General features: G+C 69.3%; 19 protein-coding genes. 8 read left to right on the top strand and 11 right to left on the bottom strand.

The window, feature by feature from the left end:
• Nucleotides 1-356: 356 nt before the first annotated feature.
• Complete coding sequence (locus AB0E63_RS44155) at nt 357-1,568, bottom strand: arginine deiminase (protein WP_360380223.1); 1,212 nt, start codon at nt 1,566-1,568, stop codon at nt 357-359.
• A gap of 234 nt (nt 1,569-1,802) precedes the next feature.
• On the opposite strand from AB0E63_RS44155, the gene AB0E63_RS44150 reads away from it, so the two are divergent.
• The 3 genes from AB0E63_RS44150 to AB0E63_RS44140 all read left to right on the top strand — a co-directional run bounded on the left by AB0E63_RS44150 (nt 1,803) and on the right by AB0E63_RS44140 (nt 4,824).
• Entirely contained in the window at nt 1,803-2,393 is a 591-nt protein-coding gene (locus AB0E63_RS44150; RefSeq protein WP_360380221.1) for a dihydrofolate reductase family protein, read from the top strand.
• Nucleotides 2,394-2,527: 134 nt separating this feature from the next.
• Nucleotides 2,528-3,268, top strand: a complete 741-nt coding sequence (locus AB0E63_RS44145; RefSeq protein WP_360380218.1) for a glycosyltransferase — start codon at nt 2,528-2,530, stop codon at nt 3,266-3,268.
• Nucleotides 3,265-4,824: a DUF2029 domain-containing protein gene (locus tag AB0E63_RS44140; RefSeq protein WP_360380215.1), complete on the top strand. Its 1,560-nt coding sequence runs from the start codon at nt 3,265-3,267 to the stop codon at nt 4,822-4,824. The genes AB0E63_RS44145 and AB0E63_RS44140 overlap by 4 nt, the downstream gene beginning before the upstream one ends.
• Here AB0E63_RS44140 and larC read toward each other — a convergent pair.
• The gene (gene larC / locus AB0E63_RS44135; RefSeq protein WP_360380213.1) at nt 4,821-6,128 is read right to left on the bottom strand and encodes a nickel pincer cofactor biosynthesis protein LarC; all 1,308 of its coding nucleotides are present in this window, start codon (nt 6,126-6,128) and stop codon (nt 4,821-4,823) included. The two genes, AB0E63_RS44140 and larC, sit on opposite strands and share 4 nt — an antisense overlap.
• Complete coding sequence (gene larB / locus AB0E63_RS44130; RefSeq protein ID WP_360380210.1) at nt 6,125-6,844, bottom strand: nickel pincer cofactor biosynthesis protein LarB; 720 nt, start codon at nt 6,842-6,844, stop codon at nt 6,125-6,127. The genes larC and larB overlap by 4 nt, the downstream gene beginning before the upstream one ends.
• Before the next feature lie 110 nt (nt 6,845-6,954).
• On the opposite strand from larB, the gene AB0E63_RS44125 reads away from it, so the two are divergent.
• Entirely contained in the window at nt 6,955-7,437 is a 483-nt protein-coding gene (locus AB0E63_RS44125; RefSeq protein WP_360380208.1) for a DUF4446 family protein, read from the top strand.
• Here the strand turns inward: AB0E63_RS44125 and AB0E63_RS44120 are convergent.
• A complete protein-coding gene (locus tag AB0E63_RS44120; protein WP_360380206.1) occupies nt 7,434-8,993 on the bottom strand; it encodes a diacylglycerol kinase family protein in 1,560 nt (519 codons plus the stop codon). The genes AB0E63_RS44125 and AB0E63_RS44120 overlap by 4 nt on opposite strands.
• 286 nt (nt 8,994-9,279) lie before the next feature.
• Here AB0E63_RS44120 and serS point away from each other — a divergent pair, with 286 nt between their 5' ends.
• The gene (gene serS / locus AB0E63_RS44115; RefSeq protein WP_360380204.1) at nt 9,280-10,554 is read left to right on the top strand and encodes a serine--tRNA ligase; all 1,275 of its coding nucleotides are present in this window, start codon (nt 9,280-9,282) and stop codon (nt 10,552-10,554) included.
• Nucleotides 10,551-11,345, top strand: a complete 795-nt coding sequence (locus tag AB0E63_RS44110; RefSeq protein WP_360380202.1) for an HAD family hydrolase — start codon at nt 10,551-10,553, stop codon at nt 11,343-11,345. Before serS ends, AB0E63_RS44110 begins: the two co-directional genes overlap by 4 nt.
• A 102-nt stretch (nt 11,346-11,447) precedes the next feature.
• Here the strand turns inward: AB0E63_RS44110 and AB0E63_RS44105 are convergent, their stop codons facing one another.
• The gene (locus AB0E63_RS44105) at nt 11,448-12,005 is read right to left on the bottom strand and encodes a WhiB family transcriptional regulator (protein WP_360380200.1); all 558 of its coding nucleotides are present in this window, start codon (nt 12,003-12,005) and stop codon (nt 11,448-11,450) included.
• Nucleotides 12,006-12,577: 572 nt separating this feature from the next.
• Here AB0E63_RS44105 and AB0E63_RS44100 point away from each other — a divergent pair.
• Entirely contained in the window at nt 12,578-13,396 is an 819-nt protein-coding gene (locus AB0E63_RS44100; RefSeq protein ID WP_360380197.1) for an HAD hydrolase family protein, read from the top strand.
• A 5-nt stretch (nt 13,397-13,401) separates the two neighbouring features.
• Here the strand turns inward: AB0E63_RS44100 and AB0E63_RS44095 are convergent, their stop codons facing one another.
• The 6 genes from AB0E63_RS44095 to AB0E63_RS44070 form a co-directional block, all read right to left on the bottom strand.
• On the bottom strand, nt 13,402-14,025 hold the full coding sequence (locus AB0E63_RS44095; RefSeq protein WP_360380195.1) for a bacterial proteasome activator family protein: 624 nt from the start codon (nt 14,023-14,025) through the stop codon (nt 13,402-13,404).
• Between the two features lie 64 nt (nt 14,026-14,089).
• Nucleotides 14,090-14,620: a CGNR zinc finger domain-containing protein gene (locus tag AB0E63_RS44090; protein WP_360380192.1), complete on the bottom strand. Its 531-nt coding sequence runs from the start codon at nt 14,618-14,620 to the stop codon at nt 14,090-14,092.
• Between the two features lie 186 nt (nt 14,621-14,806).
• Nucleotides 14,807-17,440, bottom strand: a complete 2,634-nt coding sequence (locus tag AB0E63_RS44085) for an FtsX-like permease family protein (protein ID WP_360380190.1) — start codon at nt 17,438-17,440, stop codon at nt 14,807-14,809.
• The gene (locus AB0E63_RS44080) at nt 17,440-18,162 is read right to left on the bottom strand and encodes an ABC transporter ATP-binding protein (RefSeq protein ID WP_360380187.1); all 723 of its coding nucleotides are present in this window, start codon (nt 18,160-18,162) and stop codon (nt 17,440-17,442) included. The genes AB0E63_RS44085 and AB0E63_RS44080 overlap by 1 nt, the downstream gene beginning before the upstream one ends.
• Nucleotides 18,159-18,731: a PadR family transcriptional regulator gene (locus AB0E63_RS44075; protein WP_360380184.1), complete on the bottom strand. Its 573-nt coding sequence runs from the start codon at nt 18,729-18,731 to the stop codon at nt 18,159-18,161. Before AB0E63_RS44075 ends, AB0E63_RS44080 begins: the two co-directional genes overlap by 4 nt.
• Before the next feature lie 46 nt (nt 18,732-18,777).
• Nucleotides 18,778-19,350: a TetR/AcrR family transcriptional regulator gene (locus AB0E63_RS44070; protein ID WP_360380181.1), complete on the bottom strand. Its 573-nt coding sequence runs from the start codon at nt 19,348-19,350 to the stop codon at nt 18,778-18,780.
• Between the two features lie 74 nt (nt 19,351-19,424).
• On the opposite strand from AB0E63_RS44070, the gene AB0E63_RS44065 reads away from it, so the two are divergent.
• A complete protein-coding gene (locus AB0E63_RS44065; RefSeq protein WP_360380178.1) occupies nt 19,425-19,841 on the top strand; it encodes a VOC family protein in 417 nt (138 codons plus the stop codon).
• Nucleotides 19,842-19,940 lie beyond the last annotated feature (99 nt).

The following is a 19,940-nucleotide window of genomic DNA, read 5'->3' as shown; positions in this document are numbered from 1 at the left end:
ACAAGCCCCACGCCACCGCGCCCCCGCTCACCACCCACGAACCCCCCCCCACGCCCGGTCACACCAGCCCCCCGCTCACCATCCGCTCCCCACCGACAAGCCGAACGCCCGGGTGCACCGGCACCCGGGCGTCTCGCATTCGGCCGCAGCGATCCACCGCGATGAGGTGGACCCTCTGGATGATTTACTGAGAGTGGTCTAGTCCGGGAGGCGGGGGCGCGCCTGCGACCGGACCAGATACGTGGACGGCCCAAGTCCTGCTGACGGGGGAGCAACAGGGCCTGGGCCTAGCCATGAAGAGTACTCATGATGGGTGCCCGCCACAAGCCCCGATTTCACTGCGCGTGTCGCTGGGCTCACCCGACCGGCGCGCGGAGCACCGGGCACGACATGCAGCGCGGTCCGCCACGGCCGGAGCCCAGCTCGGAACCGGAGATGCGGATGACGTCGATCCCGGACTCCTCCAGGCGCGCATTGGTCTCGATCGTCCGCTCGTAGGCGATGCACACGCGCGGCGCGAGCGCGAGGGTGTTGTTCCCGTCGTCCCACTGCTCGCGTTCGGCGGTGACCGGGTCCAGGCCGGTGTCGATCCGGCGCAGTGTGTCGATGCCGAGGGCCTTCGCGGCGGCCACGAGGAACGGCTCGGGCTCCGCGACGTGCAGCTGTTCGCCGTCGGTGGTGACGGCGAGCGCACGCATCTGCTCGGCCATGTTCGGATACATCAGTACGGCGTCGACGTCGACCATCGTGCAGACGGTGTCGAGGTGCATCGTCGCGCGCTGCTGAGCGATCGGCACCGCGAGTACCGTGTGTGCCAGATCCTTCGCGAACACCCGCCGGGCCAGCCGCTCCACGCCGGCCGGCGTCGTCCTTTCTCCGACACCCACGGCCAGTACGCCGGGGCCGAGCGCGAGTACGTCACCGCCTTCGACGTGCTCGAGCTGGTGGCCGTAGACCTTGTCGGCACCGACGAACCGCCGATGGAACGTGTAGATCAGCTCGGTCAACTGGGTCTCGCGCACGCGAGCCGGCATCGCGAGCGAGGTGACCGCGACCGAGTCCCGGATCCAGAGGCTGGAGTCGCGGGTGAAGAGCAGGTTCGGCAGGGGGTCGATCAGGAAGTCCTCGTGTGCCAGCAGGGACGTGACCAGCCCACCTACGCGGACTTCGTCGTTCCGTACGCCGGCCATCAGGGCCTCGGCGAGCTGAGCCGGATCGAGCTCGCCGAGCGAGGCCCGGAGGTACTCGCGCAGGGTGTCGCCGAGCCGAAGGTCCTCGGTCGCGCCGCTGACCGCTTGAGCGCGGGCCGCCGGGTCGCTGAGCGCCTCGGTGAGTAGCTCGCCGAGGTACAGCACCTCGACGTCGCGATCCCGGAGCGCCTGGGCGAACGCGTCGTGCTCCTCCTGAGCGCGGCCGACCCACGGGATGCCGTCGAACAGCAGCTTGTCATTGTTCCGCGGGGTGAGCCGGCGGAGCTCGTTCCCCGGCCGGTGCAGCATCACCGTCCGCAGTGGTCCGACTTCACTGTCGACGCCGTACGCCGCCCCGACTGCCTGCGCCTCGGTCATGAGCCCACCCTCTCCACGAATGCCGCATCGAGTCCGGTCTGCCAACCACGCTACGGCAGCCCACCGCCTCTGCGGCAGACGTCACGTTCTCTGTCTGATTGTCCGACAATATCCCTCGGTAAGCCGGGATCGCCACGGGGTGGGGGATATCGGCCAGGTGGCAGATGTTCCGGCGGTCGCGCGGCGGCAGGATTTCCGGTGTCAGGACGACTCGACATCGGAAGAGGTAGTGAGATGACGCGCAAGGTGACCGCCAACATCATGCTTTCGCTGGACGGCCGGGTGAACGGTGCCGGCGGGGACTACGATATGAGCTGGATCGTGCCGCACGCGATCACCGAGGCGGCGCGGGATCACATGATCCGGGTGACCGCGCCGGCCACCACGATCCTGCTGGGCCGGAAGAACTACGAAGGCTTCGGCGGCTTCTGGCCCGCGGTCGCGGACGACGAGAACGCGGCGCCGCAGGACCGGGCGGTGTCGAAGTGGATGACCGAGACGGAGAAGGTCGTCTTCTCCTCGACGCTGACCGAGGCTCCGTGGCAGAACTCGCGGATCGTCGACGCCGATCCTGCCGACGCCGTCAAGCAGCTGCGAGCCGAGGGCGGCGGCGACATCATCGTGCTGGCCAGCGTCAGCGTGATCCAGGCGCTGCTGGCCGCAGACGAGGTCGACCAGCTGAGCATCACGCTCGCGCCCGAGCTGGTCGGTGGCGGAGCGCGCCTGTTCGACGACGGTCTGCCGGGGTCGTCGTGGCGGCTGGCCGACTCGACGCCGACCGAGTCCGGCGCCATCTGCCTGCTCTTCGACCGCGTCCGCTCCTGATGGTCGTACGAAAGAACGAGATATCCACAGCAGCCGGGATCTGACGCGGTCGATCGGCTGGGAAGGAACTAGGCTGCGGTGCTGTGTCCGGTCATGATCTGCCATCCGAGCCTTATCAGCGTGCCGTCGCCTGTGTGATACCGGCGAAGGACGAGGCGGAGCGGATCGCGGCCACCGTGGACGCGGTGCACAAGATCATCGGGGTGGACCTGGTCGTGGTCGTCGACGACGGCTCCGCGGACGGTACGGCGCAAGCCGCCGAGCGCGCCGGGGCAGTCGTCGTCCGGCACGACCGGAACCGGGGGAAGGCGGCGGCGATGGAGACCGGAGCGGCGGCGGTCGCGGAGCGCGACGGCGCCCGGCCGCGGCACCTGCTGTTCCTCGACGCCGACCTGACCGACTCCGCGATGGCCGCCGCGCCGCTGATCGAGCCGGTGCAGACCGGCCAGGCCGACATGACCATCGGCACGCTGCCGGTGCAGCTGCGGCCCGACGGGTCGAAGGCCGGTGGCCACGGGTTCGTCGTCCGGCTGGCTCGGGCGGGTATCGAGGAGGCGACCGGCTGGGCGCCGGAGCAACCGCTGTCGGGGCAGCGCTGCCTGACCCGGGCCGCGTTCGACTCCGCCGTACCGCTGGCGGCCGGGTTCGGGGTCGAGACCGCGCTGAGCATCGACCTCGGCCGCAAGGGCTTCCGCATCATCGAGGTGCCGATCGAGGTCGCGCACCGAGCGACCGGGACGGATCTGCGCGGCCAGCTTCACCGCGCGAAGCAATACCTGCACGTCCGTCGCGCCCTCGCCGCGCGCAGCGCCCTGCCCGCGGAGGGCGGCGGTCCGTCGCTGCGCAGCCTGTTCCCGCGGAAATCGTCGCAATGAGCACCAGCGAGACCACCACCGACCGGCAGTTGGGCAACCGGTACGGGCGTCGCGCGGTCGCGTTGTACCTCGCCTGTACGGCGCTGATCGTCGCGGCAGGTCTGCTCGGCCCGTCCGTGGTCGTGCTGACTCTGACCAACCGGCACGCGTGGCTGCCGTCGTACTGGTTCGACAGCAAGCCGAACGACTGGCTCGTCACGGTGATGATCTACGTCGCCATCCTGCTCGGCGGGTACGGCGTCTTCCTGGCCACCAAGGCGCTCAAGAACGGCTGGGCCCCGCGGGTCAACCGATTGATTGCCCTGGGCATCGGTACGACGGCGGCCATCACGCTGGTCCCGCCGATGGCCTCCGGCGACGTGCTGATCTACGCGGCGTACGGACGGATCATGTCGCTCGGCGGCAACCCGTACACGACCGCGCCGGCGGACACGATCCGGCTCGGCTACGACCCGGTGATCGCGGCGACCGAGCGGCCCTGGCAGGGCGCGAAGAGTGTGTACGGCCCGATCGCCACGTGGATCCAGTGGATCGCGTCGCTGATCGGCGGCGACTCGATGCAGCTGACCGTGTGGATGCTGCAGTTGTCCGTCGCGATCAGCCTGGTCGTCACCGGACTGCTGCTGCTCAAGCTCGTCGGCCCCAACCTGCCGAACCGTCGCCGCGTGATCATGCTCGGAATGGCGAACCCGCTGATCCTGTGGACCGTCCTGGCGGGCGCGCACAACGACGCGATCGCGGTGATGTTCGCGGTGATCGCGCTGGTGCTGTTCCGGCGGCACGTGTTCTGGGCAGGCATTCTGCTCGGTGTCGCGGGCTGCACCAAGCTGTCCATCGGCCTGGTCGGTGTGGCGATGCTGTGGTCGCTGCGAGCGGATCGACGCAAGGCACTGATCTTCTGCGGCGGCGGTGCGCTGGCCATGGGCGGTCTGTACGCCGTGGTCGGGCTGCAGGCGTTCCAGCAGGCGCGCTCGCAGACGTCGTTCATCTCGACGGGTACGCCGCACAAGGTCCTGCTGAGCTTCTTCACCCTGTTCCTGCCGAACGGGCTGGTGCGGACGGTCCTCGCGATCCTCGCCTGGGTCGGCCTGATCGTGGTCGCGATCCTGCTGACGCAGGTGTTCCCGAAGTCGCTGGTCCCGCAGACGCATCCGGACGACCCGACGCCGGCCGCGATCCGCTACACCGCGATCTACGCGATTGCCTGGATCCTCACCGCGATGTACTCACTGCCCTGGTACGACCTGATCGCCTGGGTCGCATTGGCCGCGGTCGCCGCATCGAAGGTCGACGGGCTGATGGTGGTCCGGACGACGATGCTCGCGATCGCGTACGTCCCCGGCCGAGATCCGAACGCACGCCAGGTCGCCGCGAGCCTGTCCGACTCCCTCGAGTGGTTCAGCGCGCGGCTCCGCGACACGATCTGCCCGGCCGTCGAACTCGCGGTCCTGGTCCTGCTGATCGTCTGGGCCCGTCGCGGCGGAGCACAGTGGTGGCCGTACGACTGGCCCCGCCGCAAACAGAAGACCCTTCCGCAGAAGGCCGAAGCCCGCTAGCCCCAGAGGTCGTGCCCGGCGGCGATCGCCTTGGCCAGCACGGTTTTGACCGGCTTCTTCAGGGCGGAGGCCGCGGCGGCCACGTCGTCGTACTCCGGCTGCACGTTGACCACCTGACCGCCGTACCGGGCGATCTTCACGTGGATGCGCTGCCCCTCGACGTCCACTGAGGCGAACTCCCGATCCGCGGCGTGCTTGCGGATGCCGAACTCCCGCAGGCCGATCGCAGAGGTCTCGGCCAGGATCACCGAGCGGACCACTTCGGCCTTCGCGCTGCCGACCAGGACCGACAGGGTGTGCGCGGGGCGGCCCTTCTTCATCAGGATCGGGGTCAGCCACGCGTCGGCCGCGCCCGCCTCCATCAGCCGGGCCAGCACCTGCGGCCAGATCCGCGGATCCAGATCGTCGACGTTGGTCTCGTAGACGAGTTCGGTGGACGACTGCTCGATCGACTCACCCAGCACCACGCGCACGATGTTCGGCACCTCGACCGGGTCCCGCCCGCCCGCGCCCACGCCGGTCTGTTCGATCCGCATCGGTGGCAGCAACCCGAAGTCGTCGGCGAGCGACGCCAGCAGGGCTGCTCCGGTCGGCGTCGTCATCTCGTACGCCGCTGTGCCGCCGGTGACGGGTGCTTCGGCCTCGGAGAGCAGATGCAGTACGGCTGGACCCGGGATCGGGATGCCGCCGTGCTGACCGCGCACCTGGGTGCCGCCGCCGAGTGCGATCGTCGAGACGACGACTCGGTCGATATCCAGCGCGACGAAGGCCGCTGCCACGCCGACGATGTCCGCGATCGCGTCCAGGGCACCGACCTCGTGGAAGTGCACGGCATCCGGCTCGACCCCGTGAGCCGAAGCCTCCGCGCGAGCCAGGCGAGCAAACGCGTCCAAGGCCCGGGCCCGGACTGCGTCGGAGAGATCTGCCTCCTCCAGGAGACGCCGGACGTCGGCCCAGGCCCGGGTAGGCGGATGACCTTGCCCTCCGCCCGATCCAGCGTCGTACTCGTGCCCATGCCCAGCGGCGGGCTCGGCCGCCGGCGCATGCCCGTGGCCATGCCCGTGGCCGTGTCCGTGGTCGGCGTCCGGGAAGTTCTCCGGGTGGGGCGTTCCGTTCACCTGGACGCTGGCTTTGGTGGCGGCGATCTGGTGGCGGAGGGTGTGCTCGACGGTCACGGACAGGGAAGGGTCCACAGCGGCGACGGCCGCGTTGACCACGGTCACGTCGGCGCCGGCGTCGAGGAACGCGCCGAGCAGCATGTCACCCGAGGCGCCGGCCGAGCAGTCGATCCAGGCGATTCTCACTGGGTCTCCTTCGACTCGCGAGGAGCGGAGCGGCGGGCGACCCGGGCGGCGAAGACACCGGCACCGAAACCGTTGTCGATGTTCACCACGGAAACCCCGGGCGCACACGAGTTGAGCATCGCCAGCAACGCCGCCAGCCCACCGAACGAAGCGCCGTACCCGACCGACGTCGGTACGGCGACCAGCGGTACGCCGACGAGTCCGCCGACCACGCTGGGCAGCGCACCCTCCATGCCGGCCACGACGATCAGGCAGTCCGCCGCGTCGAGGCGCTCACGCACGCCCATCACCCGGTGCAGCCCGGCGACACCCACGTCCGTGATCAGGTCGACGTTCGCCCCGAAGACCGTGGCCGTCGTCGCAGCCTCGGCCGCCACCGGGGCGTCCGACGTACCGGCCGCGACCACGGCGACCGTCCCACGCAGTACGGGCGCCGCACCGAGCACCGCCGTACGCCCGACCGGATCGACCACCGCGGACGGCATAGCCGCGGCGACCGCCTCCTGGGCCTCCTCCGTCAGCCGGGTGGCAAGCACGGCGTGACCGGGGTGCGTTGCGTGCAGTGTGCGCAGCAGTTCGACCACCTGGGTCGGCGTCTTGCCGGCGCCGTAGACCACCTCGGCGTCGCCGGTCCGCTCGAGCCGATCGGTGTCGAGACGTGCATATCCCAGGTCGTGGACACCCGGCTGAGGACCTTGGTCAGGCAAATGAGTCACGTCGAGAATCTACGTGGCCTGGGACGATGCCACGCCGCGTGGTCCAAATATGCACTCTCCGCAGTCGCCTGAATACTCAGGCATAACAGCTCATGCCTTAGGCTTCCTGCGTGTCTTCGTCGTTAGCCGGTGCATTTGGAATTGCCGCTCTGTTCGTGGCGGTGCTCGCCCTGGTGTTTGCCATTCAGGCCTTGCGGGCTCATTCCGGCACGTCCAAGTCGGCCGGTGTTGCGCCGAGTCTGGCGCCCGAGCCGGAGCCCCAGCAGCCGGAGGCCAAGCCCGGCACTGTCCGGTCCGAGCTGCGCAAGCTCGGCAAGGAGATCGAGGTCACTCGCGGGGAACTGCGCCAGACGCTGCAGCACCTCGCCGTGGTCCGGTACGACGCGTTCGGCGACACCGGTGGGAAGTTGTCGTGGTCGATGGCGCTGCTGGACGACAAGGGCGACGGGGTCGTGCTGACGTCGATCAACAGCCGGGCCGATGCGCGGACGTACGCCAAGGAGGTCAGGGCGTTCGCGAGCGAGGCCAAGCTGTCGCCAGAAGAGGAAGAAGCCATCGAGACCCTCCGGAAAGAGTCGGAGCAGACCAGCTAGCGGCGTTTGGGGACTCGGGCGGTTAGGGCGCCGGGCTCGATTTCGGCGGTGAGGAAGCGGCCGGGACCGATCGGGTCCCCGTCCAGCTGCCGTTGGACGTCGACCGCCGCGACGATCTCGACCTTGCGCCCGGTGAACCGCTCCAGGTACATGTCCTTACGGTTCGTCCGCGTCATCAGCCGCCAGACGACGATCGGCCACTGCGTCACCCGGCGCGGGGCGATCACCACGACATCGAGCAGCCCGTCATCCGGTCGCGCGTCCGGCAGCAGCGGGATGTTCGCCTGCAGCATGCCGACGTTGCCGACCACGACCGTACGGACCCGCCGCTCGATCGGCGCCTCGTCGTCCAGCGCGAGCCGCACCCGAACCGACGGGTGGTTGATGTTCTTGGCCGCCGACACCAGGTACGCCGTCCAGCCGATCTGCGCCTTCAGGTGCGGCGGCGCGTCCGAGATGATCGCCGCGTCCAGCCCGAGCCCGGCCATTACCGCGAACCGGTCCGTGTCCAGCTCGTCGCCGCGCACGCTGACCAGGTCGATCCGCCGGTCCCGGCCGTCCAGGATCCGCTCCAGCGCGTCGTCCAGGTCGAGCGGGATGTGCAGGTTACGGGCCAGCAGATTGCCGGTGCCGGCCGGGATCACCCCGACCGGGATCCCGGTGTATGCCAGCGCCGCGCAGACCACCCGGACCGTACCGTCACCGCCGGCGACCAGCACCAGATCCGACTCGTTCTCGATCGCCTGCTTGGCCATCGCGTTCCCGGCGTCGTCCACCCGGGTCTCCAGCCACAGCGGGTCGTCGTACCCGCGGACCGCCAGCGCCCGGGTCACCTTCCGCCGGAACGCCACGCCGTCGCCGACCTTGATCGGGTTCACGATCACGGCCGCCCGCGGCGGGATCGTCGTACCGTCGCTCTCCGCCGGCGTACGGCGTCGCCGCCGGCGCAGCCCGGGACGGAGACCGAAGCCGATCGACGTCGCGGTCAGGATCGCCAGGCCGAGCGCCCACCCGCCGAGCACGTCGGACACGTAGTGCACGTTCAGCGCGATCCGGTCGGCGGACGCGATCCACACCGCCGCGATTGTCGGCAGCATCACCAGCAGGCGGAACCGGCGCCGCCAGCCGCGGACCGACGGCAGCACGACGCCCAGCGCGCCGGCCATCACGAACGCGGCGGTCGCATGGCTCGAGACGTACGACCAGCCGACGGCGTCGACCAGCGCCTGGGGCGGCCTGGGCCGCTCGAAGATGTACTTGACCGCCTGGACCAGGCCCAGCTCCGCGCCCGCGGTCACCAGCAGCCAGAACGTCAGCACCCGGGCCCGACGCTGCCAGAGGTACGCCGCCACGACGACGACTACTGCCCGTGAGGTCCACGGCAGGACCACCGCGCCGACGACCTGCCAGAAGTCGATCACGCTCTCGTGGGTGGCGCCGTACGCCGCGGCCCGGGCCGAGACGGACTGGTCCCAGCGCTCCAGCGGCGGCCAGTGTTTGAAGACCAGCACGGTGATCACGATGAACGGCAGCGCACCCAGGACGACCGTGAGCACACGGCCGACCGAACTGGGTGGATGGTGGTTCATGACCCGCTCAGATCCCCCTCGATGATCGCGTGCAGTAAGTGCTTCATCGAGAGCCGCTGGCACATCCAGCGGCGCCCCAGACGCCCGCTGGCGGCGTTGTCGTCGTCGCGCGATGCTCCGCATCGCGCTCCTCCTCCGCCTTGCCAGCGAACGCCTGGACCACCGCTAGATGCACCATCGACTCTCGATGAAGCACACCACATCATCCCGAATAGACTTCGCCGTCTGTGACACGCCCCGATACCCTCGTCGTGTGATTGACGCGAAACTGCTCCGTGAGAACCCTGATGTCGTGCGCTCGGCCCTGACCAAGCGCGGTGAGAGTGCGGACCTGGTCGACCAGATCCTGGTGGCCGACAGTGAGCGTCGATCGTCCCTCTCCGCCTTCGAGTCGCTCCGGGCCGAGCAGAAGACGCTCGGTAAGCAGGTCGCCCAGGCCAAGGGCGACGAGCGCACAGCGCTGCTGGACCGGACCAAGACCCTGGCCGCCGAGGTGAAGGCGAACGAGGCCGCCGCGAACGAGGCCGGGAACCGCTTCGACGAGCTCGCCCGCGCGCTGCCGAACCTGGTCTCCGACGAGGCCCCGGTCGGTGGCGAGGACGACTTCGTCGTGGTCGAGGAGGTCGGCAAGCCGCGGGACTTCGCCGCCGAGGGCTTCGAGCCGCGCGACCACCTCGAGCTGGGCGAGCTGCTCGGCGCGATCGACATGGAACGCGGCGCGAAGATCAGCGGCTCGCGGTTCTACTTCCTCAAGGGCGCCGGCATGCTGCTCCAGCTCGGCATGCTGCAGCTGGCCATCCAGCAGGCGGTCGAGTACGGCTTCACCCCGATGATCACCCCGACGCTGGTCAAGCCCGAGGTGATGGGTGGCACCGGCTATCTGTCGGCGCACGACGACGTGTACCGGCTGGCCGACCCGGATCTCTACCTGGTAGGTACGTCGGAGGTGTCGCTGGCCGGCTACCACATGGACGAGATCCTCGACCTGTCCGACGGCCCGATCCGGTACGCCGGCTGGTCGTCCTGCTACCGCAAGGAAGCCGGGTCGCACGGGAAGGACACCCGCGGGATCATCCGCGTCCACCAGTTCGACAAGGTCGAGATGTTCTCCTACTGCAGCCTGGACGAGGCCGCCGCCGAGCACCAGCGGCTGCTCGGCTGGGAGAAGGAGATGCTCGACAAGATGGAGCTGTGCTACCGGGTGATCGACACCGCGACGGGTGACCTCGGCATCTCGGCGTACCGGAAGTTCGACTGCGAGGCGTGGGTGCCGACGCAGGGCCGGTACCGGGAGCTGACCTCGACGTCGAACTGCACCGACTTCCAGGCCCGCCGGCTGAACATCCGGCACCGCGACGCCGACGGCAAGACGCAGCCGGTCGCGACGCTGAACGGGACGCTGGCCACCACCCGCTGGATCGTCGCCATCCTGGAGACGCACCAACTGGCCGACGGCTCGGTCCGGGTCCCGACCGCTCTCCGCCCGTACCTGGGCGGCCGCGAGATCCTCGAACCGGTTGGCCGATGACGGACGGCCCGCGGCCGACGGCCGTTGCCCTGGACATCGATGGAACGCTGATCGACCACGACGAGGGGTTGTCGCCCGCCGTCGTCGACGCGGTACGCCGTACTGCCGCGCAGGTGCCGGTGATCCTGGCGACCGGCCGGGCCTGGTCGACGACGAAGCCGGTGGCCGAGCGGTTCGGCCTGCCGGCCGGCGGATTCGTTGTCTGCAGCAACGGTGCGCGCACGCTGCGGTTCCCGGACGGGAAGGTCGTGGACGAGCGGACGTTCGATCCGACCACGGTGATCGCTTCCGTGCGCAAGTACGCCCCGAACGCCCGGATGGCGGTCGAGGAGTACGACGGCAGTTACCTGGTCACCAAGCCGTTCCCGGACGGTGATCTCGGCACCGGTGCGACGATCCGGGTGGTCAGCGACGACGAGCTCGCGCCGGAGCCCGTGACCCGGTTGATCATCCGGGACCCGGAGCAGTCCGAGGCCGACTTCGTCCGCCTGGCGGAACGCCTCGGCCTGCACGGCGTGAGCTACTTCGTCGGCTGGACCGCGTGGCTCGACATCGCGCCCGAGGGTGTGGACAAGTCGACCGGGCTGAAGGTCGCGCTGGCTCAGTACGACCTGGACCCGTCCGGCCTGGTCGCGATCGGTGACGGCCGCAACGACATCGAGATGCTGACGTACGCCGGTCGCGGGATCGCGATGGGGACGTCGCCGGACGAGGTCAAGGCCGCCGCCGACGAGGTGACCAAGTCGGTCCAGGACGACGGCGTCGCCGCCGTCCTCAACCGCTGGTTCTGATTCTTGACGGTTGTCAAGAGCAAGCGAAAGGCCCGGAACCCCTGTATGTACAGGAGTTCCGGGCCCTTCTTCCGATAGTCCGCTGGCGGGCCGAGTATCGGATCAGGCGACCCGGCTGCTGCCGGTCCGGCGTGGCTGGAGCTGCTGGTGGTCGATCACGGTGTCGAACGCGTCGAGTACGGCGTTGACCTCCGGGCGCGGCCGCGGCGTCTTGGCCGCCGGGCTCTGTCCGCGGCGGGCGCGGCGCAGGTGACGCTTCACCGTCGACAGCGAGCATCCCAGTCGCATCGCCAGGGACTCCAGGCTGTCGTTGGGGTACTGCGTACGCAGCCGCAGCACTTCCTCGTGGCTGACCGGCCGGCGGGTGCCACGGGCACCGGCGAGCTGGTCGAAGTCGTCGGCCTGGACCTCGACATCGAGCAGGTTGCGGATCGAACGCCGTTGCACCGCGGTGGTTCCGGCGACGAAGCCGCTCACGTCGTGCTCCGCGACGGCGCTGTACAGGCAGTCGGTGAACAGCGGGCATGCAGCGCACAACGTTTTCGCGTCACGCACCAGTTGCTCGTACCGCTCCCGGGTGCGACGGGTGGCGGACGCGGGCGGCGGCTCTTCCATCAGGCGGTGCTGGAAAATGTCCGAGCGGGCGATGCAGCCGGTCATTGCCCCTTCCCTGTTGGAAGATGTGTCGACAGCCACTCGGGAGCTATTGCCCCCTGGCCCCGCTAGATTGGCGCTGTTGACGGTCATCAATGGCTCCCCAAGTATCAGGACCCGCGTGAACGAACGGTGAAACGACGTTCGGTCCTACAGATCCACTAGCTGATGGACCGGCGAACTGTTGCCGGACCCACCGTGTCGTCCCGGGCGCGGGACGCACCGATCCATAACTGTTGACGCCGCTGCCGCGGTTTTGGTTGCAGCCAACTCCGCAACGGTTTGGTGGCGTTTGTGTGTTGGTCAGGGTTGGTGGGGCAGTATCAGTCGCGCTGATCCAGAACAGGCTTACGACGCGGCCGAATCGCCCCCGGTTCCCCGCCAGACCAACGCATGAAATCACGCGCAAACCGGGCTGCGCAGGGGAACTTGCTGCCTTTGCAGCATCCTGCCGTAACGGTCTGATGACGTTGTCAAAAGCTCAATCAGATAAGTCAGAAACGTCTGAAACCGACGTCGGATGGCTTGCGCCGGACGTGCCGACAGGAGTAGTGGAACCTGGAGGATACGGTGGCCGCGTGACCGCCACCGACAGCCCTCGTCCACCCCGCCTGATCGGCACCGATCTCGACGGAACGCTGGTCCGCAGCGACGGAACGGTGTCGGCGCGTACCCGCGCGGCGGTCCTCGCGGCCCAGCACGCCGGAAGTGTTTTCGTGATGGTCACCGCCCGGCCACCTCGCTGGCTGCACGACCTGTCCGACCTGGTCGGTGATCACGGTGTCGCAATAGTTGCCAACGGCGCCATTCTGTACGACGTCGTGCGCCGCAAGGCGATCCGGACCCGGTTGATCGACCCGGCGGTCGCACTCGAGGTCGCGCAGGCGATCCGCGCGGAGATTCCCGAGGTGGAGTTCGCGATCGAGCGATCGGACCGCTACGGACAGGAACCGAACTACCTCAACCGGTGGCCGCGGCCCGACAACACGCTGGTCGCCGCCATCGACGTACTTCTCTCCGAGCCGGCTGCCAAGCTGCTCGTCCGCCACCCCAGCTGGCACTCCGACGAACTGCTGGCCCGCATCGGTCCGGTCGTCGGCGATCGGGTGACCGCGAGTCACAGCGGTGGTCACAGTTTGGTGGAGATCTCCGCGAGTGGTGTCTCCAAGGCCGCGATGCTGGCCGATTTCGCTGCGGACCAAGGGATTTCGGCGGCCGAGACGATCGCGTTCGGTGACTCGGTCAACGATCTGCCCATGCTGGCCTGGGCGGGTACGTCGTACGGCGTGGCCAACGCGCATCCCGACGTACTGGCCGTGGTCGACGTGGTGTGCCCGGCAAACGACGAGGACGGCGTCGCCGCCGTCCTCGAAGAGTTGTTTCAGCCTTTGAATTAAGGGATCTACAGATACATCCCGCCGCTGCCGGGGCCGTCGGTGTTGCCGGCCTGCGGCGCGCCGGGGAAACCGGGGACACCCTCCTCGGCCGGCACCTGCTGGCCACCGGGGAGTGCGCGGCGCATCTGCTCCAGCTGCTGGCGCGCCGCCATCTGCTGGGCGAACAGCGCGGTCTGGATGCCGTGGAACAAGCCCTCCAGCCAGCCCACCAGCTGGGCCTGCGCGATCCGCAGCTCGGCCTCGGTCGGCGTGGTGTCGTCGGTGAAGTCGAGGCTGAGCCGTTCCAGCTCCTCGACCAGCTCGGGCGCAAGGCCGCTCTCGAGTTCCTTGATGGACGCCTCGTGGATCGCCTTCAGCCGTTGCCGCGAGGCTTCGTCGAGCGGAGCGGACTTCACCTCCTCGAGCAGGTTGCGGATCATGTTGGCCACCCGCATCACCTTGGCCGGCTGCTCGACCAGTTCGGTCACCGATCGCGGTTCGTCCTGCTCGTCGTGCTCGTCCCGATCACGCTCGGAGCGCGGCGGCCCCTCGACGGCCATTCCGTCCGGCCCGACGATCAGCACCTTGCCGTCCTCGGTCCGCGCACCGGCCATCGGAATTTCCTGGCTCTCGCTGCTGCTCTCGGTCATTTGCCCATCCTAGATCTGCTTCTGGATCCGCTGTCCGCACCCCGAACGGTCGCCTGTGGACAACTCAGGACGCCTTCGCGCGATGCCGCCGGACCGCGTCCCGGTTCGCGCAGGCGGGGCTGCAGTACCGCTGCCGGCCGGTGCGCGAGAGGTCGGCGTACACGGTGTCGCAGCCCGCCGCCGCACAGCGCCCGAGCCTGGTGATGCCACGGCCCGCCAGGTGCAGCGCCGTACCGGTGCTGATCAGCGTCGCGACCAGCCGGCCGACCGGCACTCTGTCCGGCCGGTAGTGCATGTGCCAGCCGTCGCCGGCGTGGTTGGTGAGGCGTGGATGCTCGGTGTACTTGGCCAGCATCGCGTTGATCAGGTCGACCCGCGTCCGCTCATCGGTCGCGTCCACGACCGCGAGCCACTCGTCGAGAGCGACTCGCACTGCCGCCAGGTCCGCCGCGGTGACGCGGCGCTCGCGGACCAGGCGGCTCTCGACGCCACTTTCCTCGCACCGCTCGGCCAGCTCCTCGGGGGTGGTCGCCGGCCGGGTGACCAGATTGACCGCGAGCAGGACCGCGTCCGCGCCGTAAGGGTTGAGATGCATAATGCCATTACATCACGATGGACACATGACAGCCGGAAACGAAGTCCATCGGCACCGCTGGAACGCGGTGTCGTCCCATCAGGTCAGCGAAGGCCTGGTCGTGTACCAGCGGTGTGCCTGTGGTCAATGGAGAGTCACAAGCACACCGCCGTACCCCGTCGCCCACCCCGAAATCGCCCAGGCCGGCTAGTCGATCCGGCTCACCATCGGTAGCCGGGACCGTGTCATCAGCCAGGCGAGCAGCCCGGCGAAGAGCGGTACGACGATCACGATGCCGCCGAGTTCCGCCCACGGGACCATGAAGTGCGGGGAGCCGAAGGCCGCGTGGGCCGTGTAACCGTAGAGCGCGCCGACACCGACCCCCAGAACACAGCCGAGCTGGCCGAGCACCCAGGCTTGGGCGGCCGCCAGGGACCGCCGCCGGCGCGGTTGGGCCCCGATCGCCGCGAGGGTCGCGAGATCCGCGCGGCCCTCGGCGGCCGACAACGACACGGAGATCGCCACGCCGAGCAGGGTGACCACGGTCGCCGCCGCGAGAATCCCGATCAGGAACAGGCGCGCCGGGCTCTGGTAGCCCTCCTCCAACTGCAGTACGTCGTCCCCGCCGAGGATCCGCGCCACCGCGGCGAACTCCGTATCGGTCGGCTTGCGGGTCAGCTCGTACTGGATCTCGGACACGTCGATCCGGCCGTACTTCCGGGCCCCGTCCGGGGTGATCAACGCGCTGCTGCGGAGGAACTCGACGTTCGGCGTCATGCCCACGGAGGCCGCCTCGACGGCCCAGCCCTTGTCGCCGGTGTCCGACGGGCCTTGGTTGTGCAGCGTGATGGTCTGGCCGGCCGTGAGCTTCGTACTGGGGATCACGACCTTGCCGGCCCGCAGTTCGGCCGCGGCCTCGACGCCGTACTCGCCGAAGCGCGCGATGAACGTGGGATCGACCACCAGCACCGAGTACCCCGTCATACCTTCGGTGTTCTCGGGCGCGTTGGCGTAGAGCGACGGCATGAAGCCGTACTGATCAGCCCTTGCGTTCGGCAACGAAATCGAACCCAGCTCGTAGGTGTGCCGGACCGGCAGGTGCGCGGCGACGTCGTCGACGATCGTGCGCGAGTACGCCAGCGAACCCGGGCCGGTGTCGAACCGCAGGACCGCGTCACCGTCGCGCGCGATCGGGGTGTACTCCTTCGCGTCCGCCGCGATCGCGTTCGACGCCGCGAAGGCGACTGCAGCCGTCGCGGCCACCGCCATCATGATCGCGGCTGTCGCCGGACCCGTCCGGTGCCGGTGCCGGGCGGCGTCCCGGACGGCCATCCGTGCGCTCAGCGGCAGCATCCGCGCCAGGCCGGCGAGCTTCCCGACCAGACTGGGCAACATCCACACGAGGGCGGCGATCGTCGCGGTGATCCCGAGCAGCACCAGGGCGATCGGCCCGGTGGGTGTCGCCGTCGGCTGGTAACCGGGCTGGCTCGATTGCTGCGCGTGCTTCAGCGCAGCGGCGATCAGGCCGCTGCCGATGGCCACGCACACCACGCCGGCGATCAGCAGAACGACCGTTGCCACCCGGATCCGGGCCTTCACCGCCGTCGTCGCGAATCGTCCGGCCAGCGCCGCCATCGGCGCCTGCAGGCCCGCACTGATCGCCGGTACGACGGCCGCCGCGAGGCCGGCGAGCAAGCCGAGGGCAGCGATCAGTACGACGGTCCGCCACGGAACCTGCCACGCGACGAACACCGACGACGTCATCCGCTCCCACAGCGGCTTTCCTGCGAGGACCAGCGCGAATGCGAGGGCGAGCCCGCCGATCACCCCGGCCAGACCGGCGAACAGCCCTTGCATCAGCACGATGCGGCGGACGTCCCGCGGTGTCCCGCCGGCCGCCATCACGAGGCCCAGTTCCCGGGTCTGCCGCCGGGCTCCGACGGCGAACGCCGTACCGGCGAGCAGGACGATCTCGAGGACGCCGAAGCCGATCACCAGCGCCACCGCGGCGTACGGGCCGATCTGCGCACTCGTCATGCCGTACGGCTCCGGCGGCGGGTGGACGATACTTGCCCGCGGCAACAGATACAGGCCGTGCCCGAGCAGTTGGGTCGAGAGGCTGTCCGCATCGGTCGCCGCGGGCAGCTTGACCAGGTAACGCACGCTGCCGGCGGTGTCCGCGGTCTGCAGCGGCGTGTCCGGAGGGGCGAAGATCGTAGGCGCGCCCGGACCCGAGATCGAGCGGACGAACCCGACGACGGAGTAGCTCGTGCCGTCCGCGGCGACCACGGTGCCGGACGCCGTACCGAGTCCGAGGCGATCGGCCAGCGACGGCGAGATGGCGATCTCGTTCTTCGCCGCGGGCAGCCGGCCCTCGTCCAGCTTCACGGTGCCCCGGGTGAGCGGACTCGTCCCGTCGCCGGTGACGAGGCCGACGGAGGTGTTCGACCCGGGGCCCCGGATCTCGACCGTGCCGGCGTCGACGAACTGGCGGGCGACGGTACTCCCGGCCGGCAGCAACGGCAGTGGATCGAACGTCGACGGCGTCCGGACCGCCTGCTCGGCGCCGCGGACTACGGGCGGCTCGCCGAACTGCAGCGACGGCCCGCCAGGCAACTCCTGGAGCTTCCCGTACTGCGTCACGCTCAACTGGGCGTCGGCCCGGCCGACCGTGATCGTGGCGAGCGTTTCACCCTTCGGGCTCGAGGTCTGGAAGACAACTCCCATCCAGGTCGCCGCGACTACCGGCAGGCCGATCAGCGCCGCGACCAGGAAGGTCCGGCCCAGCGACTTCCTCGTCGTCCGTCGGGCGATCCGCAATGGTGGACCCCAGTGGCCCATCAGAGCGTTTCCTGCAGCAATGCGTCGGCCTCGGGCAGCGGACCGGACTGGCCTACCAGCACACCATCGCGCAGGTAGACCACGCGATCGGCCCAGGCCGCGTGCCGGGCGTCGTGGGTGACGAGGACGCCGCCGATGCCGTGCTGGTCGCAGCGATCACGGAGTAGCTGGAGGACCGCTTCGCCGGTGTCGGAGTCGAGAGCGCCGGTCGGTTCGTCGGCGAGAAGCAGGCGCCGTTCGCCGACGATCGCGCGGGCGATCGCGACTCGTTGCCGTTGGCCACCGGACATGTCTTCGGGGAATCGGTCGGCGAGATCATCGATACCCACCTCCTGTAAGGCGGCTTCGGCGTACTTGCGGGCGGTTCGGGTCCGGGTGCCGTCGAGCTCCAGGGGAAGGGAGACGTTCTCGGCCGCGGTGAGGGCGGGGATCAGGTTGAAGTCCTGGAAGACGTAGCCGATCCTTCTCCGCCGGAGCGCGGCGACCGCGTTGCGGCTCAGCGTCGCCAGGTCATTGCCGTCGACAAGTACTTCGCCGTTGGTGGGCTGGTCGAGTCCGCCGGCGCAAGTGAGCAGCGTGGACTTGCCGGAGCCGGACGGGCCCATCACGGCGACGAGCTCACCGGGCGCCACCGCGAGGTCGACGCCGCGGAGAGCGTGGACGGCCTGCTCGCCCTGACCGTGGGTCCTGGTCAGGCCGCGGATGTCGAGAACGGCGCTCATCGTCTGGCCTCCTGCTCATTTGGTACCGCGTGGGTCTGTGGTGTCGCGGCGGGACGGCCGCGGTGGCGTAAGAGCAGGGCTTCGCAGTGGTCGAGCCAGCGGATCTCGGCCTCGGCGGCGAAGATCATCGATTCCAGCACGAGCTGCCACGAGATCTCTGCGTCGCGACTGCCGCGCTTCAGCCGGGTCAGCTCCTGCAGCGATCCCATCGTCGACATCCGCTGCCGCTGGACGACGGCGCTCACGTCCACGCCCGGTACGGCGAGTGCGAGCGCGAGCTTGATGGCGAGTTCGTCCCGCGGGCGCGACTCGCGCGCCACCGGGGTCTCGAACCACTTCGCCAGCTCGGCCCGGCCGGCGTCGGTGATCTCGTACATCGACCGCCCGTCACCTTCAGCGGACGCGGCACTCACCAAGTCGTCTCGTTCGAGCCTGGTGAGGGTCGTGTAGACCTGCCCGATGTTCAGCGGCCAGGTGGCTCCGGTCGCGGCCTCGAACTCACCCCGCAACTGGTAGCCGTACTTCGGCCCCTCCCGCAGCAACGCCAGCAACCCATGCTTGATCGACATGGATACTGAGTATGCATACCGAGTATGCGATGGTCAAGCGACCGGTCTAGTCCTCGCGGACCAGGCGCCGGACCAGGCGCGTGGTGATGGCGTCGACGTCGTACGGGCGGCCGGTGCCGGGCGTGAGCTGGTCCAGGACCAGGCCGTCGATCGCGAAGTGCAGGAGGCGGACCTCTTCGGCGCCGCCCGGCAGTCCGGCGTTCGCATTGAAGGCGACGTCGGCGTCGAAGCCCTGCCTGATCGTGCGGGACAGGATCTCGTGCAGGCCCGGTCGACGGGCGGCTTCGAGGCGGAGCTCGAGCAGGGCCAGGGAAAGTTCCGGGCGGCCGAGCAATCGCTCGACGATGTAGCGGACGTAGTCGGTCATCAGGTCCAGGCTCGGCTCTCGCTCGGCGAGTGGCTCGATCACTGCTTGGTCGGGGCCCAGCCGCTCGAAGATCCGCTCACCGAGGGCGCCGAGGAGGGCGTCGCGCGTACGGAAGTAGTTGGACGCGGTGCCGGCGGGGAGGCCGGCCGTGGCGTCGACGGCGCGGTGGGTCAGGCCGCGGGCGCCTGCTTCCGCGAGGACCTTCAGGCCGGCGTCGGCGAGTTGGATCCGGCGTTCGGGGTTGCGGGGCATGTTGACAAGGCTAGCAGGTGTCCACTACAACTGTCGTACACAACAACGACACCTGTAGTGATTAGGAGAACGGTATGCAACCCGCAGCATTCGGCGCGACCGTGGTCACCGACCGCACGGCAGAGGTCGCCACCTTCTACCAGCAGTACTTCGACCTGCAGATCGCCATCGACCTCGGCTGGTTCATCACCCTGCGCCGGGGCGAGGCCGACTGGGAGCTGGCCATCTGCGAGCGCGGGCACGCGACGGTCCCGGCCGCGGTGTCCGCCGCCGGGGAGAGCACGCACCTGTTCGGCTTCATCGTCGACGACGTGGACAAGGTCGCCGCCGCCCTTGCCGAGGCAGGCGTTCGGCTGGAGACCGATCCGGTCACCGAGGTCTTCGGCCAGCGGCACTTCTTCGTCCGCGACCCCGAAGGCACCTGGCTGGACGTCATCCAGCTGGTCGCCCCCGACCCCGACTGGCTGGCCGCCAACCTGCCGACCACCTAGGGCGTGTCTGACGGTCCCGCGCAGTAAGCGCGGGAACCGGGCACCCCCCCGAGAGAGTGTGGGGGGTATTGGCCAGGGGGGGGGGTTGTTTGAGGTGCT

This window comes from Kribbella sp. NPDC026596, from assembly GCF_040638415.1.
GTDB lineage: Bacteria > Actinomycetota > Actinomycetes > Propionibacteriales > Kribbellaceae > Kribbella.
The sequence above is the reverse complement of the archived record's forward strand: the minus strand, read 5'-3'. Positions and strand labels throughout refer to the sequence as shown.